The organism is Kiloniella sp. EL199, from assembly GCF_900313065.1.
Taxonomy (GTDB): Bacteria; Pseudomonadota; Alphaproteobacteria; order Kiloniellales; family Kiloniellaceae; genus Kiloniella.
The window spans coordinates 922,199-936,736 of record NZ_OMPU01000010.1; the positions used below are offsets into that span (position 1 = coordinate 922,199).

General features: G+C 47.4%; 13 protein-coding genes. 4 read left to right on the top strand and 9 right to left on the bottom strand.

What is annotated here, in order from left to right; translation table 11 throughout:
• Positions 1–48 precede the first annotated feature (48 nt).
• A complete protein-coding gene (locus D9A03_RS12945) occupies positions 49–708 on the bottom strand; it encodes a GntR family transcriptional regulator (RefSeq protein ID WP_120497701.1) in 660 nt (219 codons plus the stop codon).
• Positions 709–973: 265 nt separating this feature from the next.
• Between D9A03_RS12945 and dctP the strand changes: the two genes are divergently transcribed.
• From dctP to D9A03_RS19775, 4 genes are all read left to right on the top strand, one after another.
• On the top strand, positions 974–1,981 hold the full coding sequence (dctP, locus tag D9A03_RS12950) for a TRAP transporter substrate-binding protein DctP (protein WP_120497585.1): 1,008 nt from the start codon (positions 974–976) through the stop codon (positions 1,979–1,981).
• Positions 1,982–2,062: 81 nt separating this feature from the next.
• The gene (locus tag D9A03_RS12955) at positions 2,063–2,590 is read left to right on the top strand and encodes a TRAP transporter small permease (protein ID WP_120497586.1); all 528 of its coding nucleotides are present in this window, start codon (positions 2,063–2,065) and stop codon (positions 2,588–2,590) included.
• A 2-nt stretch (positions 2,591–2,592) separates the two neighbouring features.
• Positions 2,593–3,906: a TRAP transporter large permease gene (locus D9A03_RS12960; protein WP_120497587.1), complete on the top strand. Its 1,314-nt coding sequence runs from the start codon at positions 2,593–2,595 to the stop codon at positions 3,904–3,906.
• Positions 3,907–4,142: 236 nt separating this feature from the next.
• Complete coding sequence (locus tag D9A03_RS19775) at positions 4,143–4,307, top strand: hypothetical protein (protein WP_162938138.1); 165 nt, start codon at positions 4,143–4,145, stop codon at positions 4,305–4,307.
• Positions 4,308–4,354: 47 nt separating this feature from the next.
• On the opposite strand, the gene D9A03_RS12965 is transcribed toward D9A03_RS19775, so the two are convergent.
• The 8 genes from D9A03_RS12965 to D9A03_RS13000 form a co-directional block, all read right to left on the bottom strand.
• Positions 4,355–5,431, bottom strand: coding sequence for a heparan-alpha-glucosaminide N-acetyltransferase domain-containing protein (locus D9A03_RS12965; RefSeq protein WP_120497588.1), 1,077 nt, complete (start codon positions 5,429–5,431; stop codon positions 4,355–4,357).
• Positions 5,432–5,555: 124 nt separating this feature from the next.
• Entirely contained in the window at positions 5,556–6,833 is a 1,278-nt protein-coding gene (ilvA, locus tag D9A03_RS12970) for a threonine ammonia-lyase IlvA (protein WP_120497589.1), read from the bottom strand.
• Positions 6,834–7,356: 523 nt separating this feature from the next.
• Positions 7,357–7,923: a DUF1993 family protein gene (locus D9A03_RS12975; protein WP_120497590.1), complete on the bottom strand. Its 567-nt coding sequence runs from the start codon at positions 7,921–7,923 to the stop codon at positions 7,357–7,359.
• Between the two features lie 100 nt (positions 7,924–8,023).
• Positions 8,024–9,316 carry an amidohydrolase family protein gene (locus tag D9A03_RS12980; protein ID WP_120497591.1) on the bottom strand — a complete coding sequence of 431 codons (1,293 nt, stop codon included), beginning with the start codon at positions 9,314–9,316 and terminating at the stop codon, positions 8,024–8,026.
• A gap of 75 nt (positions 9,317–9,391) precedes the next feature.
• On the bottom strand, positions 9,392–10,339 hold the full coding sequence (locus D9A03_RS12985; protein ID WP_216825467.1) for an ABC transporter permease: 948 nt from the start codon (positions 10,337–10,339) through the stop codon (positions 9,392–9,394).
• Between the two features lie 4 nt (positions 10,340–10,343).
• Positions 10,344–11,393 (bottom strand): ABC transporter permease, encoded by a 1,050-nt coding sequence (locus D9A03_RS12990; protein WP_120497593.1) that lies wholly within the window; start codon positions 11,391–11,393, stop codon positions 10,344–10,346.
• Complete coding sequence (locus tag D9A03_RS12995) at positions 11,383–12,960, bottom strand: ABC transporter ATP-binding protein (RefSeq protein WP_120497594.1); 1,578 nt, start codon at positions 12,958–12,960, stop codon at positions 11,383–11,385. Before D9A03_RS12995 ends, D9A03_RS12990 begins: the two co-directional genes overlap by 11 nt.
• A gap of 232 nt (positions 12,961–13,192) precedes the next feature.
• Complete coding sequence (locus D9A03_RS13000) at positions 13,193–14,197, bottom strand: BMP family protein (RefSeq protein WP_120497595.1); 1,005 nt, start codon at positions 14,195–14,197, stop codon at positions 13,193–13,195.
• Between the last annotated feature and the right edge of the window lie 341 nt (positions 14,198–14,538).

The following is a 14,538-nucleotide window of genomic DNA, read 5'->3' on the forward strand; positions in this document are numbered from 1 at the left end:
GGTGAAGAAAGTATGTTTGAGTTTGGCTGTCTTTATCAGAGTGTTAAATTAAGCTGATTGATCAATCAGATCCATGGGCAGGCTGGCAAGAAAGTCGTTAAAAGAACCTCGTTGAACGGTAACGTGTGTTCCCAAAAGTTGTTCCGCTAGCTCTTTGTTCCCGCTTGTTATAGCCTCGGTGATTTCAGCATGTTCCTGAAAAGAGTTATTGAGGCGGTTACTCTGACGTAGTTGTAGACGGCGATAGGGTGTCAGGCGGTTACGCAGATTTTTGGTTTGATCGCTCAGGAATTCATTATGGCTTCCTTTGTATATTGCTTCATGAAAAGCAACATTGGCCCAGTAATAGCCATCGTAGTCCTTGTTTTTGACAAGGGGTTCAGCTGCGAGGTGGAGATCTTCGAGCTTCTCGCGTTCATCATCGGTCATGCGATCTGCGGCCAGCTTTCCACAAGTACCTTCCAACTCTGCCATCACTTCAAACATATCGACGAGTTCTCTAAGGCTCATTTTTTTGACAAAAGCACCGCGTCTTGGACGAATTTCGACCAATTGCATCATACTGAGTTGTTGGAGGGCTTCACGAACGGGTGTTCTTGAAACGCCAAAACGTTCTGTTAGGGCAACTTCGTCCAAACGTGTGCCAGGTACAATTTCACCAAGGACAATTTCATGCTCAAGCTGTCTTCTCAAGTCATTTGACGACATGTTCGCCACGCCTAGAACTCCTGATACATTTGTTGTTTTTTGCTTCGCGACTTTGAGGAGAGCTTATCGCTCAAAGAACGGGAACATGAAAGCTATAATACAGATTATTTTGTATATTTAAATACAATTATTGTACACAAGAATTATTGACTTGTATTTTATAACTGGCTTATTGTGTTCGAAATCAAATTTAAAATTCTATAAAAAGCAACGGGTCATCTTTTCTGGATTTGGGGAAATTGACCTAAAACAGGGAGACTAACCAATGAAAATGTCTAAAAAGGCACTGGGACTGGCGCTGGGCAGTTTTGTGCTGATGGGTGGGTTATTTGCTGAAACAGTCATGGCAAAAAGCCTGAAAGCTTCGCATCAGTGGCCGGGTGGTAAAGGGGATGTTCGTGACGAGATGGTTCAAATTATCGCGCGCGAAGTCAATGCTGCGAATGTTGGTTTGGATATAAAGGTTTATCCGGGAAAAGCACTTTTCAAACCGAAAGAACAGTGGGGGGCGATGGTCAAGGGACAGCTTGATATTTCTGCTTTTCCCCTTGCGTATGCTGCTGGACGCCACCCTGAATTTAATGCGACAAATATGCCAGGATTGGTCAAAAATCATGACCATGCGACACGCTTGAATAAATCCGCTTTCATGGATGATATCAAGAAAATCATTGATGATGCGGGTGTTGTTGTTCTTGCGGATGCCTGGCTTGCAGGTGGATTTGCGTCAAAGAAACAGTGTATTCTGGGTCCTGATACAATGAAGGGACAAGTTACCCGCGCGGCAGGTAAATCTTTCGAACAAATGCTGGTCGGGGCAGGGGCCTCTATTGCGTCTATGCCAAGTTCGGAAATTTATTCCGCCATGCAAACCGGTGTGTTGGATGCGGCCAATACCAGTTCCGGAAGCTTCGTTTCTTATCGTATCTATGAACAGGTCAAATGCCTGACCGCACCGGGTGATAACGCACTATGGTTTATGTATGAACCGCTTCTTATGTCAAAGAAAAGCTGGAACAAACTCAATAAAGAACAGCAAGATGCCTTGATGGCGGCGGGTAAAAAATCTGAAGATTTCTTCATCGATGCTGCCAAAGGTTTGGATACCAAGCTGGTCGAGGCTTATGAGGGGGCGGGCGTTGAAGTTGTTACCATGAGTGACGAAGATGCTGCTGCGTGGCTCGAAATCGCCAAGAAGACATCTTACAAAGCGTTTGCAGAGAAAGTGAAGGGCGGAGAAGTGCTGATCAACAAGGCTCTCGCTGTCGAGTAAGAAGGACATTAATGCCTCACAGAATGTCTGTGGGGCATTTCTCTTACATTTAATTTATTCTTTTCGTTTGGTCAGTTCAGTATGAATTTTTTTATTGATCTCGTGCGCCAACTTTCCCGTGTGTGTGGTGTATTTGCTTCGGTTCTTATTGCTTCGGCGATCGTTGTTGTCTGCCAAATGGTTGTCCTGCGTTACTTTTTACAAGAATCTACGGTATGGCAAACAGACTATGTCACCTATGCACTGGTGGCGGCAACATTGATCGGCAGTCCTTATGTTCTGTTGATTAAAGGGCACGTGAATGTCGATTTGCTTCCGCATTACTTAAGCTTGCCAGCCCGAAAAGTTCTCGCATTTGTTGCGAGTGCATGCGGTTTGATTTTTACAATACTACTAACCTGGAAGGGCTATGAGCTCTTTGCCGAAGCATTGGAAGGTGGTTGGGTAACAGATACAATTTGGGAGCTTCCTTTGTGGATACCCTACTTGTCGCTTCCTCTCGGTGTAGGTTTGTTATCCCTGCAGTATGTCGCAGATATTATGGCGTTGTTGGGCGGGCGAGATATGCCCTTTGTGATGGACAGTCACAGTTCATTTGAGGGGGAATAACAATGGATCCGCTTTATATTGGCCTGTTGGTGGCCATCGTAACCATCGTCGTTCTTTCTTCCGGAATTCCTGTTGCCTTTGGTCTCGGGTTGATCGCAGTTGTTTTTCTCTTTGCTTTTGAAGGCTTCGACTCTCTGGATGTGGTTGCTGAAACCTTTTTTTCTGGTTTGGCTGAGTTTGCGTTGGTTTCAATCCCTATGTTTATCGTTATGGGGGCGGCGGTTGCTTCTTCGCCGGCGGGCAAGGACTTATATGCGGCGCTTGATCGTTGGCTCAATCGCGTGCCGGGTGGTCTGATTATCTCAAATATTGGTGCCTGTTCGATCTTTGCCGCTTTGAGTGGTTCTTCGCCTGCGACCTGTGCTGCCATCGGGAAGATGGGTATCCCTGAAATGCGCAAACGTGGTTACCCGGATGGATTGGCCACAGGCTCTATTGCGGCAGGTGGCACTCTGGGCATCCTTATCCCGCCATCTATAACAATGATTGTCTATGGCATTGCGACAGAAACATCCATTGGCCGTCTGTTTCTGGCTGGATTATTACCGGGATTACTCTTAACTGTCCTATTTATGTGCTGGTCGCTCTACACGGCATGGCGCAATGGCTATAGTTTTAAGGCACAGATTGGGGGGTATAGCTGGCGCGAAAAGTTCGAAGTTTTGCCGCGTGTTTTTCCTTTTCTCGTGATCATTGTCGGGGTGCTTTATGTCCTCTACGGCGGTGTTGCAACCCCGTCTGAGGCAGCGGGTGTTGGTGCCCTTTTCTGTCTGGTGCTGGTTGTTGTGATCTATGGCATGTGGCAACCAAGAAAGATTTGGGCGATCCTGTCTGATTCCATGAAAGAGTCTGTAATGATCCTGATGATTATCGGGGCATCAGCACTTTTCAGCTATACGCTTTCATCGCTGTTTGTGACCCAATCTGTGGCTGAATACATTGCCGGTCTTGATATTGGAAAATGGCAGTTACTGATCATTATCAATCTGTTCCTGCTGGTTGCAGGGTTTTTCTTGCCACCTGTTGCTGTTATTTTGATGACTGCGCCAATTCTTCTGCCGATTATTATTCAGGCCGGATTTGACCCTTATTGGTTTGCGGTGGTCTTTACCATTAACATGGAAATTGGCCTTATCACACCGCCTGTAGGGCTTAATCTTTATGTGATCAATGGTATTGTTCCGGATGTATCTCTCCCCACCATCTTGAAAGGCGCTCTTCCCTTTATGCTCTGTATGGTTTTGGCCATCGCCATTCTTTGTGTCTTCCCCGAGATTGCAACATGGTTACCCAATTATCTGATGGGTGGAGTATAACAGCGTAAATCGCGCTTTAATGAGACGGTGATAAAAATCGGCTGATTGGCACGGGTCAGCCGATTTTTTATTTTTTGCGAGTTAAAAATGTTCACGATTAATCCGATTTCTATTTTATTGATTATTTTGTATCTGCTGCGTCCAAAGGTCTCAAGTCAGTTTCGGGGCTTTAAAGTTGACTTCGTTCAGATTATTTATAAACATATATATAAAATGAATGTTAAAAAGGAAGCGAGATGACTTTTCTACGGTGGCTTGAAATTGCCTTTCTTTTCCCCGGGGATATTGTGGTCCAGAAACTGGGCGTGAGTGTTGAAGAAGATGGCGGGATCTTGCGATCCTTTATCAACATGTGCGTCTGGGGTGTTGTGACCGGCACAATAGTTTTTTATGCGTTATAGGTTTAGGGGTGCTTTATCGACCCGAAATTGTTGCTCTACCGACATTTTTATCCGGTGATCAAACGCATCAGGTTTTCGATAGGGCCGCGTGTGAAGAATTTGGAATATATCCAAATATAAAGAGCAGTCGCGACGACAAAAATTCCAGAGGCAATAAGTGCATCATCTGTGGTTCCAGATGTATTTTGTCCGTCAAGAAGTCCTAGTGCTTCCAACGTGCCCATGCCGAGGAGTATGTGGGCAACATACAGGGTTAATGTCTGGCGACCAATTTGTCGACAAAGTTTAAAGACAGATCCTTTCGAAAAGAAAGAGTTCATCCAAAGACTGACAGCCAACACCATACAGGCGCTTCCCATGCCTGCGATCATATAGTAGGGCATGGGCGGGATTGGTTCTGTCGTGGCAATATCGAGTAAATCCTGTTCAGCACCAGCAAGCAAAGCCAGCGTGAAAAGAGATAATCCTTCGACAGTAATTAGTGCGATGAGGCCGAAAACAAAAAGCTGTAGCTGAATCTGACCTTTATCAAGAGGCAGTCGGCTTAGAAGAATGCCGAAAAGAAAGAATGCCAGCCAGGGAACAACAGGGTGCCAACCATTGAAAAAGAGGTTGCAAATAAAGCCCTCAAAGGTCCAGAAATTCTGATAGCTATAGGTTTTCCAGTCCCAGCCCACATCGTAATCAAGGGTTAACAGCATGATGACAAAGCCAATGAGCAGGGTGATGATAGAAAAAATCAATCCCCCGGAACTCATACGAATAAAAAAGACACCGAAAAAGAAATACAGGGCGTAATAATGCAAAATATCTGCATCAAAGATCAGGCTATTTAAAAGGCCAAGAACAAGAAGAAACAGGGCGCGTTTGCTGGTCAACCAGATTAATTTGCCATTAAACTCGTGGTCATCGTTGGTCTTGTTCGCGGCAAGTCCCAGACCAATGCCTGCCAGAACAACAAAAGTCGCAGCCGCACGCCCTTCCAGAGTGCCAACAAACGTTGTTGCCAGAAAAGACCCTTGTCCTTCTGCGCCCATCGCGACCGTGAAGTTGACCAGAACCATGCCTATAAAGGCAATAAAACGAGCGAAATCTAGCCCATCCAGACGCGCAAACGTTGGCATAAATCTTTCCTGTGTAATGACCTATAACGAATGTCTAAATGTTGATCTGCTTCATAGAAAAACTATAGACATTAGACAGGTGTTGATATGCGAACCTTGCTGACAATAAGCTGACAGGTATGGGTCAGATCAGGAAATTGGCGAGAATTTCGTTGTTGGTAATGTCTTGAAACTGGATACCGTTGTCGTGGAATTTTTCCATCAGGGTGTCGAAGTTCTTCGGGTTTTTGGTTTCGATACCGATCAGGATGGAGCCGAAGTTTCGGGCGGATTTTTTCAGGTATTCAAAGCGCGCGATATCGTCATCTTCGCCGAGCAGGAATAGGAAGTCTTTCAAGGCACCGGGACGCTGGGGCATGCGCAGGACATAGTATTTTTTGAGGCCAGCGTATTTCAGGGCGCGCTCTTTTACTTCTGGCAGGCGTTCAAAGTCAAAGTTCCCGCCAGAGGTAACACAGACAACATTTTTGCCCCGGATACTTTCGGGATCAAGGGATTGCAAAATATCAATGGTTAGGGCGCCTGCGGGTTCCAGCACAACGCCTTCTATATTGAGCATGGTGATCATAGTGGCGCATAGGCGATCTTCGGGGGCGAGGAGCACGCGACCCGCGGCAAAATCCTTGAGTGCTTCAAAGTTGTGTTCCCCGATCAGGGCAACGGCAGCGCCATCAACAAAGTTATCAATGCTGTCCAGTTTGATGCGTTCGCCTGCGGCAAGGCTTTCTTTTAGGCTTGGTGCGCCTTCGGGTTCAACAAACCAGAAATCAGTGTCGGGGGATGTTTCTTTAAGGTATTGGGTCACGCCCGCCGCCAAACCCCCGCCGCCTGTTGGCATGATCAGGGTATCAAGAGGTTCACCGCCCAGCTGTTCCATAATCTCCATCCCGATGGTTGCCTGTCCCTCTATGATATCTGGGTGATCAAAGGGCGGTACCATAAAGGCACTTTCTTCATCGGCGAACCTGTGGGCGGCTTCGTAAGCTTCGTCAAAGATATCCCCAATCAGTTTCACATCAATGTAAGGACCGCCAAAGGCACGGGTCTTGTGAATTTTTTGCTGCGGCGTTGTGGTCGGCATAAAGACCGTGCCGCGCTTTTTAAAATGATTACAGGTATAGGCAAAACCCTGCGCATGGTTTCCGGCAGAAGCGCATACAAACTGTTGATTTTCTAACCGTTGTCTTTCTTCTGGACCATGACCATTCTCAAGCGCCTTACTGAAAAAGTTAAAGGCACCACGGATTTTATAACTGCGGACCGGGGTCAGGTCTTCACGTTTCAGATAAACATTGCAGTCGTATTTATCCGACAGAAAACGGTTGTGCTGTAACGGCGTTTCCGAAAAAACAGTGGAAATATTCTGCCGCGCTTTCTGAACGGAATCTTTGAATGCAGTCATTATCTTTTAACCCTTGAAGAACAACAGCTATTTCTATTAGTCGCAAAACTTAGCTTTTACTCAAGGCATGAAGAGAGAAGTGTAGGTAAACCTACACGAACGATGAAAAACGATGAGAAAGAATTAAGTTTAACAACTATATACGCGCTCTTCGGGTTTTTGTATAGGAGATATGCGAATAGCTCTCATGCATAAGCGGCAATTCGGTGAACGCGTTGCTTATTTACCAGTTATTGTTCTCAATCATCAGAGTGTTTTAGCGCTAAGCAAGAAAGAGGAATTATTTCTAGGTTTTAAATGCTATGCCAATGGTTGTATTTTTAGTTGTTTTTATAATGTCTGATCTATTATTGGAACTTCTGTAACAGACCCAAAGCAACCCTCATCATTCAGATGGCGGAACGACAACTATGCGGATAAAATGAGCTTTCTCTGATGGACATCAATGGCCGCAAATGGCTCTGGTTGTTGAATGCTCTTTAGACCATTCTTTATGTTGGTTTGACGAGAAAAAAGTGAATTGTTATTCCTCTGGCATTGATCCAGGCCGAAGATATGCAAACATGTGCGGCACATAATCGGCTTTACCAAGCTCAATCCCTTGTCCTCGCAAGATGGCGTAGGCAGTGTTTAAATGGAAATAAAACTGGGCTAACGCCCAATCCCGTGCATATTGCTCACCTGTCATATCGAAGATCATACCGGTTGGAAGTTCAAGCGTGATTGACCGTTTGACACCAGTATCGAGTGCGTCTGATTCAAGGTTGTTCAAAAATAAGAGAGTTTCACTGATCCGGGTTTCGGCATCCGAGAGTGAGCCTGGACTTTTACCAGCATTTCGGCCCTCAAGTGCTACTTGCTCTAGCGCTTCTGGTATAGGTTCTCCCTTAAGTCTAAATGTTGCCTCTTGTGCTTGAAAGCAGGCAAAGGAAATTTGCGATGATAAGGGATACATATCTGGTGCAAGACGTGCAGACAGTAGCATCTCCGCTTCTGCTTCGGGCAATTGTTTCTGTGCTTTATTCAGCCAACCGGATAACCCCTTCAACATTTGAGTATAAGTCGGGATAAGAAGTTTCGTTAGCGACATGGCATTTTCCTAAAGTTTGACGGTTTTGCACAAGCGCGCATAAGTCATGTGATCATAAGTTATTTTGAAGTAAATCTACCATGATCTCTGCTTGTTACAATCATTTCATGAAATTCACAACTTCCTTTTCCCCATCCAGATTAAGCTGCGCCTCAACGGGGGCTGTTGTGCTGATTACCTTGCCGCGTCGTATGACAAACAGTCGGGCGGGGCGCAGGCGGATGGCTTCGATGGGATCTTTTGCTTGTAAGATCACCAGATCAGCGAAGTTACCTTTGGCAATGCCATAATCCGGCAGGTGCATAACTTTGGCAGAATTTTCGGTGACGGCTTTGAACATGGCTTTGGTTTCGCTAACGCCCGTCATTTGACCGACATGAGTTGCCATATGGGCGACGTCGAGCATGTCGTGGCTGCCAAAGCTGTACCAGGGGTCCATCACACAGTCGTGGCCAAGAGCGACGTTAATGCCCATGGCGGTCATTTCCTTGACCCGTGTCATGCCACGTCGCTTGGGATAGCTATCGTGGCGACCTTGCAGCGTGATGTTGATCAGCGGGTTAGGGATCGCTGTGATCTCAGCTTCCTTGATCAGAGGCAGGAGCTTGCTGACATAGTAATTATCCATGGAATGCATGGATGTCAGGTGAGATCCGGCCACACGTCCCTGTAAGCCCAGACGCACGGTTTCACTGGCAAGGGTTTCGATGTGGCGGGAATACGGATCATCACTTTCATCGCAGTGGATATCAACCAGCAAGCCACGGTCCGCCGCAATTTCACACAGCGCTTTTACGGAACGGGCGCCATCGTCCATGGTGCGCTCGAAATGGGGAATGCCGCCAACAACATCAACGCCCATATCCAGGGCACGGTTCAGGTTTTCTGCCGCTTTTTCATAACGGAAATAGCCGTCTTGTGGAAAGGCAACCAGCTGAATATCAATCCAGGGGGCGAGTTCTTTTTTGGCTTCCAACAGGGCGCCAACAGCCAGCAGACGGTCGTCGCTGGTGTCCACATGGCTGCGTATCGCCAAGGTGCCACGGGCAATAGACCATCGGGCGAGGGCGTGAACGCGTTGCTTGATCGCCTCGTGGGTCAGGTGTGGTTTCAGCTCCCCCCAAAGCTGAATACCTTCCAGCAGTGTCCCGCTTTCGTTCAGTCTGGGCTGTCCGAGGCTGAGGGTGGAATCAAGGTGGAAATGCGGATCGATAAAGGGCGCGGTGACCAGATGTCCCCCGGCGTCAATGACCTCTGTCTGCCCCTCGACTATGCCGTCCGTAATATTCGGCCTGATCTCGACAATACGGTCATCTTGTACCGCGATATCAACCCTGTGATTTGTATCTTTGCTATCAGCAAGCCGGGCATTTTTGATGATGAGATCAAGCATGAAAATATCCGTTAGTTAAGTGCGTATGCCAAGTCTTTTGGTCGCGGTTTGGTACCGAAATCCTGTACGTGCGTATCAAGTCCGTTCCCCTCTGCGGAAAGGAACCAGTAATGCTTTGGGGTAACTGGCTTTTCTCGCCATAATAACCATGGCAACGATGCTGAGAATATAGGGCATCATAAGGAAGAATTGATAGGGAATTAATGCACCAGCCGTTTGCTGTGCACGTACCTGTAGGGCATCAAGCCCGGCAAACAGTAATGCGCCTAACAGGGCCTTCCCCGGCTTCCACGACGCAAAGATAACCAGTGCAATACAAATCCAGCCGCGACCATTAATCATGCCAAAGAAAAAGGCATCAAAGGCCGACATGGTAATAAAGGCCCCGCCCACCGCCATAAAGGCACTGCCGACCATTACCGCGCCTGTCCGGATCGTCAGAACATTAATGCCCTGCGCTTCAACTGCCATGGGGTTTTCCCCCGACATGCGCACAGCAAGGCCAAGTGGTGTTTTGTAGAGTACGTACCAGACAATGGGCACAAGGATTAGCGCGAGATAGGTTAGCGGCGTCTGGCTAAAGAGTGCTTCACCAATGAGCGGAATTTCTGACAGAAAAGGAACTTCATAAACCTGAAAGGGTTCAATTTTCGGGGGTGTGGTCGCATCTGGCAATAACATACGATAGACGTAGTAACTTAAGGACGAAGCAAACAGCGTGATGCCGATCCCGGTGACATGTTGGGAAAGTCCCAGATAAACGGTGAATATACTGTGTAGCAGACCGAACATCAGGCCTAAAAAGGCTGCGAACATAACGCCTGTCCAAAGATCCCCACCCATATAGACCCACATCCAGCCAGACATGGCCCCCATGGTCATAATGCCTTCGATCCCAAGGTTTAGAACACCTGCTCTTTCGCAAATTAGCTCGCCGAGTGTGCCAAGGATGAGCGGGCTTACGATGCGAATTGTCGCCGCCCAGAAGCCAGCAGAAACGAGTATTTCAAGAATATCCATCATGACTTTATCTGAACCTCACGCGGTAGCGGGTTAGCATGACACTTACGAGTATGGAAAGGACGGAAAGACCAACCAGAACATCTGCGATATAGGTCGGTATGTTAATCGCACGGCTCATGGAATCTGCACCGACATAAATCATGGAAATGAATAGTGCCGAGAGAATGACGGCCAAGGGATTGAGCTGTGCCAACATGGCAACGGCGATGCCCGTGTAGCCAAAGCCGGGTGAAATATCGAGGGTAAGATATCCTTTTAGCCCGGCAACTTCACTGACCCCGGCAATGCCCGCAAGTCCGCCACTGATCAGGGCGGTGCGGATGACGGTGGTGTTGACGTTGATACCTGCAAATTTAGCGGCAGAGGCATTAAGTCCAACAGCTCTGATTTCATAGCCCCATACGGTAAAGCGCATCATGGCCCAGCAAAGGACAGATCCGATAAGGGCAAAGATAAAACCAAAGTGTAGTCGGCTTTTGTCAACAAGACTTGGGAATAGCCCTTCATCTATAATCGGTTCAGCCTGTGGCCAGCCCATAGACATGGGATCTTTCAAGGGGCCTTCCAGAAAATATCCGACAAATAACAGGATCACAAAGTTGAGCAACAGGGTTGTAACAACTTCGTCAACCTTCAGGTGGGTTTTGAGCATGACAGGAACGGCAAGGGCGGCTCCCCCAGCCAAGGCCCCGACCAACATCAGAAAGGGGATCATCAACAACGGGGGCAGGGTGATCAGGCCAGTACCAAAAAACGTCGCAGCCAAGGCGCCGCAATAAAGCTGTCCTTCGGCCCCGATATTATAGAATTTGGCGCGAAAGGCTATTGTTGCCGCCAGTCCTGTAAAGATAAGGGGTATAGAACGCGTCAATGTTTCAGTCAGGGCAAAGCTGGAACCAACGGCACCTTTGACCAAGAGGACATAAGCTTCGAGCACCGGGGCGCCGACCCACAGGATCAGGACAGATCCGAGCAAGAGAGAGACAAAGACGGCTGCAACAGGGGCAAAGGCAATGCGCCAGGGGGCAACGTGTTCCCGGGGTTCAATTTGCATACGACTGTTCCTCGTTGCCAGAATTCGTCTTGGATGAATGATTTACATTCTCGGATTGTTGTCCGGCCATCATCAAGCCAACTTCGGCTGTGGTCAGAGTTTTGGCATCGTAACTTGGTGTTAGGTTGCCGTGATACATAACGGCGATCCGATCACAAAGGGCAAAGAGTTCGTCCAGATCTTCGGAGATCAGGAGGACGGCTGCTCCACGTTTTCGGGCTGCAAGAAGTTGTTCATGGACATAGGCAATGGCCCCTTCATCCAGACCGCGCACAGGTTGATTGGCAAGAATGAAATCCGGTTTTGGGGAAAGGGCGCGGGCGAGAATGAGTTTTTGCATGTTCCCGCCGGAAAGCAGCTTGGTTTCTGCTTCGGGGCCTTCGCATCTGATATCAAAAGCGTCGATCAGTTTGTTGGCCCGTTCCAGACAGGCTTTTCGGTCTATTAAAACACCTGCTTTGGACACGGGTGTATGTCGCAAGTCTTCACTGATAAGGTTTTCCCACAGCATCATCTCGCCGACAACGCCTGAACTATGGCGGTCTTCGGGAATACGCCCGACACCCCGGTGCACGATATCGGCTGGCGAGGCGCTGGTCACTTCTTTGCCGAGGAGTGTAAAGCTACCTGCATCAGGTTTTTCCAAACCGGAAAGAAGATCAGCGAGTGTTGACTGTCCATTTCCGGCAACGCCGGCGATGCCAACGATTTCGTGTTGATGAACGGTAAGATTGATCTGATTGAGTTTTGGAATACCACTGGTGTCTTTGCTTTTATCCTCAATGCTTACATTATCAAGCACGACAATTGGCTTTCCAATTGCCATCTGTTCCAGAACCGGGCGTTCAACAGTGCGGCCGACCATCATCTCAGCCAATAGTTTTCTATCAGCTTTTTCTGTTTCAATACTGCCAACAATCTTTCCACGGCGTAACACCTCTACGCGTGTGCTGATGGCAAGTATTTCGTGGAGCTTGTGAGAGATGAAAATAATAGAAAAGCCTTCTTTGGTCAGGCTTTTTAAAGTCTTGAACAGGCTGTCAGCTTCCTGTGGTGTCAACACTGCTGTGGGTTCATCCAGTATCAGAACTCGGGCATCTCGATAGAGTGCTTTCAGGATTTCAACACGTTGTCTTTCGCCGACGGATAGATCAGCGACACGAGCATCCGGGTTAATTTTCAAGCCATAGTCTTTGGACATCTGCGCAAGCTTTGCTTTGGCGGGCGCACGTTTTTGTCCCAAAGACCACAGGCTTTCAGTTCCCAGCATGATGTTTTCAAGGACAGTCAGGTTCTCGGCGAGAGTAAAATGCTGGTGAACCATACCGATACCGGCATTGATAGCTGCGTCCGTCTGTCCGGCGGGCAGTTTTTGTCCGTCAACCTCAATGTATCCCCGATCAGCCGTATAGTGACCATAAAGGATATTCATCAGGGTTGTTTTCCCGGCGCCATTCTCGCCGAGCAAGGCAATGACTTCGCCTTTATCGAGCGAAAAGGAAATATTGTCATTGGCGGTAAGGGAGCCAAAGCGTTTGGTAATGTTATGAAAGGCAAGCAAAGCCATGTTATGCCCCAAGAATGCAAGAACAGAGTTGTCTTGAAATAACCAGAGGGAGGAGAAGTCGGATGACGTATGATTGATTACTTAAATAGAACTTAAGTATCAATAATAATTACATCTTTATCTATTCACTTGAACGCGCTTTTACAAAGATATTCGGTAATACCTCCTCCAAAAAAATCCCCGATCCCCCCAAATGGTTTGAGGAAAGAACAAGATCGGGGATGGAAGGCGGCTAATAGGTCGATTTGGGCTCGTTGTCATTGATCTCAACAACAAACTTGCCCGAGAGGATATCTGCTTTTACTTGTACGACCTTAGCCTTGGCATCTGCTGGTATCTTATCGTCGAACTCATAATAAGGGGCGAGGGAAGCTCCCCCCTTTTGCATCATGGTCCATTCTTTATAATCAGCAGCAGAATAGGTACCTGCTTTTACCTGGCTAATGGCGTGTCCGATTGCTGATTCCATATGCCAAAGGGCAGAAGTAACAACAACATCCTTACCATTTTCTTCCTTGTTCATATCGTTCACGTTACCAAAGGCCAGAATACCTTTGTCACGTGCTGCATCCACAACACCTGCGCGCTCTGCATAGAGAACATCAACACCTGCTTCTATCTGGGCAAAAGCGGCTTCTTTTGCTTTTGGCGGGTCGTACCATGATCCGATGAAGTTGACTTTGAACTGTGCGTCCGGATTTACGGATCGTGCGCCGGCCATAAAGGCGTGGAACAGGCGGTTTACTTCACCAATGGGATAGCCACCCACCATGCCGATTTTGCCTGATTTGCTCATGCTTCCGGCCAGAATACCCATGAGATAACAAGGTTCATGAATGTAGTTGTCAAAGACAGAAAAATTGTCGCCATGCGGTTTAAAGGGATCACCCATCAAATAGGCAACATCTTTATAATCGTCTGCGACCTTGCGGGCTTCGCGGCTGATGCCAAAGGCTTCCCCAACAATCAGGTCAACTTTGCTTTCTGAATATTCTCTCAGCACGCGAACATAGTCGGTATTGGCAACTTTTTCGGAAAAGACATATTCGATTTCGCCAGCTTCCTGTGCGGCGACCAACGCTTCGTGCAGACGTGCATCCCATTTTTGCTGAATAGGTTGTGTATAAATACCCGCAACCTTGATGGTTTTTGCAAAGGCGCCTGTTGTGCCAAGCGTAGCACTGGCCAAACCTGCGGCAGCAAGCGCAAGAACAGTTCTTCTGGATAAACCTGTCATGATGAAATCCCTCCCTGGATAGATGTAAAACAGCTCTGAAAGCGCCCAAATACAAGATCGGTATTTCACCGTTAGTCGTTCTTTATTTGCTTTCGGGAACAGCTGTTCCTGTTATTCGACTTGTACAGAGCTCTTTACTTCTACAGTCAGGGCAGGTTGTCCTGCCTCTTTTCAACTGTGCTAGGAATGCTAAGTTTTTTTTATCACTTGGTCAAATAAAACAATGGAAAATCTTGATGTACTTTGAACTCTGTACTTCAGATAAGTACGGTTTACTTATAGTTCTGTTGTTAATGTGTCAATCATATCAAAGTTTTACTGTTAAGGTTTGCCGAAAACAG

Bases quoted from the DNA above. Each gene is read 5' to 3' on its own strand.
- D9A03_RS13000 (WP_120497595.1), bottom strand. From the start codon at position 14,197: ATGACAGGTTTATCCAGAAGAACTGTTCTTGCGCTTGCTGCCGCAGGT.
- D9A03_RS12980 (WP_120497591.1), bottom strand. From the start codon at position 9,316: ATGCTTGATCTCATCATCAAAAATGCCCGGCTTGCTGATAGCAAAGAT.
- D9A03_RS12960 (WP_120497587.1), top strand. From the start codon at position 2,593: ATGGATCCGCTTTATATTGGCCTGTTGGTGGCCATCGTAACCATCGTC.
- D9A03_RS12975 (WP_120497590.1), bottom strand. From the start codon at position 7,923: ATGTCGCTAACGAAACTTCTTATCCCGACTTATACTCAAATGTTGAAG.
- D9A03_RS12995 (WP_120497594.1), bottom strand. From the start codon at position 12,960: ATGGCTTTGCTTGCCTTTCATAACATTACCAAACGCTTTGGCTCCCTT.
- D9A03_RS19775 (WP_162938138.1), top strand. From the start codon at position 4,143: ATGACTTTTCTACGGTGGCTTGAAATTGCCTTTCTTTTCCCCGGGGAT.
- dctP (WP_120497585.1), top strand. From the start codon at position 974: ATGAAAATGTCTAAAAAGGCACTGGGACTGGCGCTGGGCAGTTTTGTG.
- D9A03_RS12945 (WP_120497701.1), bottom strand. From the start codon at position 708: ATGTCGTCAAATGACTTGAGAAGACAGCTTGAGCATGAAATTGTCCTT.
- ilvA (WP_120497589.1), bottom strand. From the start codon at position 6,833: ATGACTGCATTCAAAGATTCCGTTCAGAAAGCGCGGCAGAATATTTCC.
- D9A03_RS12990 (WP_120497593.1), bottom strand. From the start codon at position 11,393: ATGCAAATTGAACCCCGGGAACACGTTGCCCCCTGGCGCATTGCCTTT.
- D9A03_RS12965 (WP_120497588.1), bottom strand. From the start codon at position 5,431: ATGCCAACGTTTGCGCGTCTGGATGGGCTAGATTTCGCTCGTTTTATT.
- D9A03_RS12985 (WP_216825467.1), bottom strand. From the start codon at position 10,339: ATGATGGATATTCTTGAAATACTCGTTTCTGCTGGCTTCTGGGCGGCG.
- D9A03_RS12955 (WP_120497586.1), top strand. From the start codon at position 2,063: ATGAATTTTTTTATTGATCTCGTGCGCCAACTTTCCCGTGTGTGTGGT.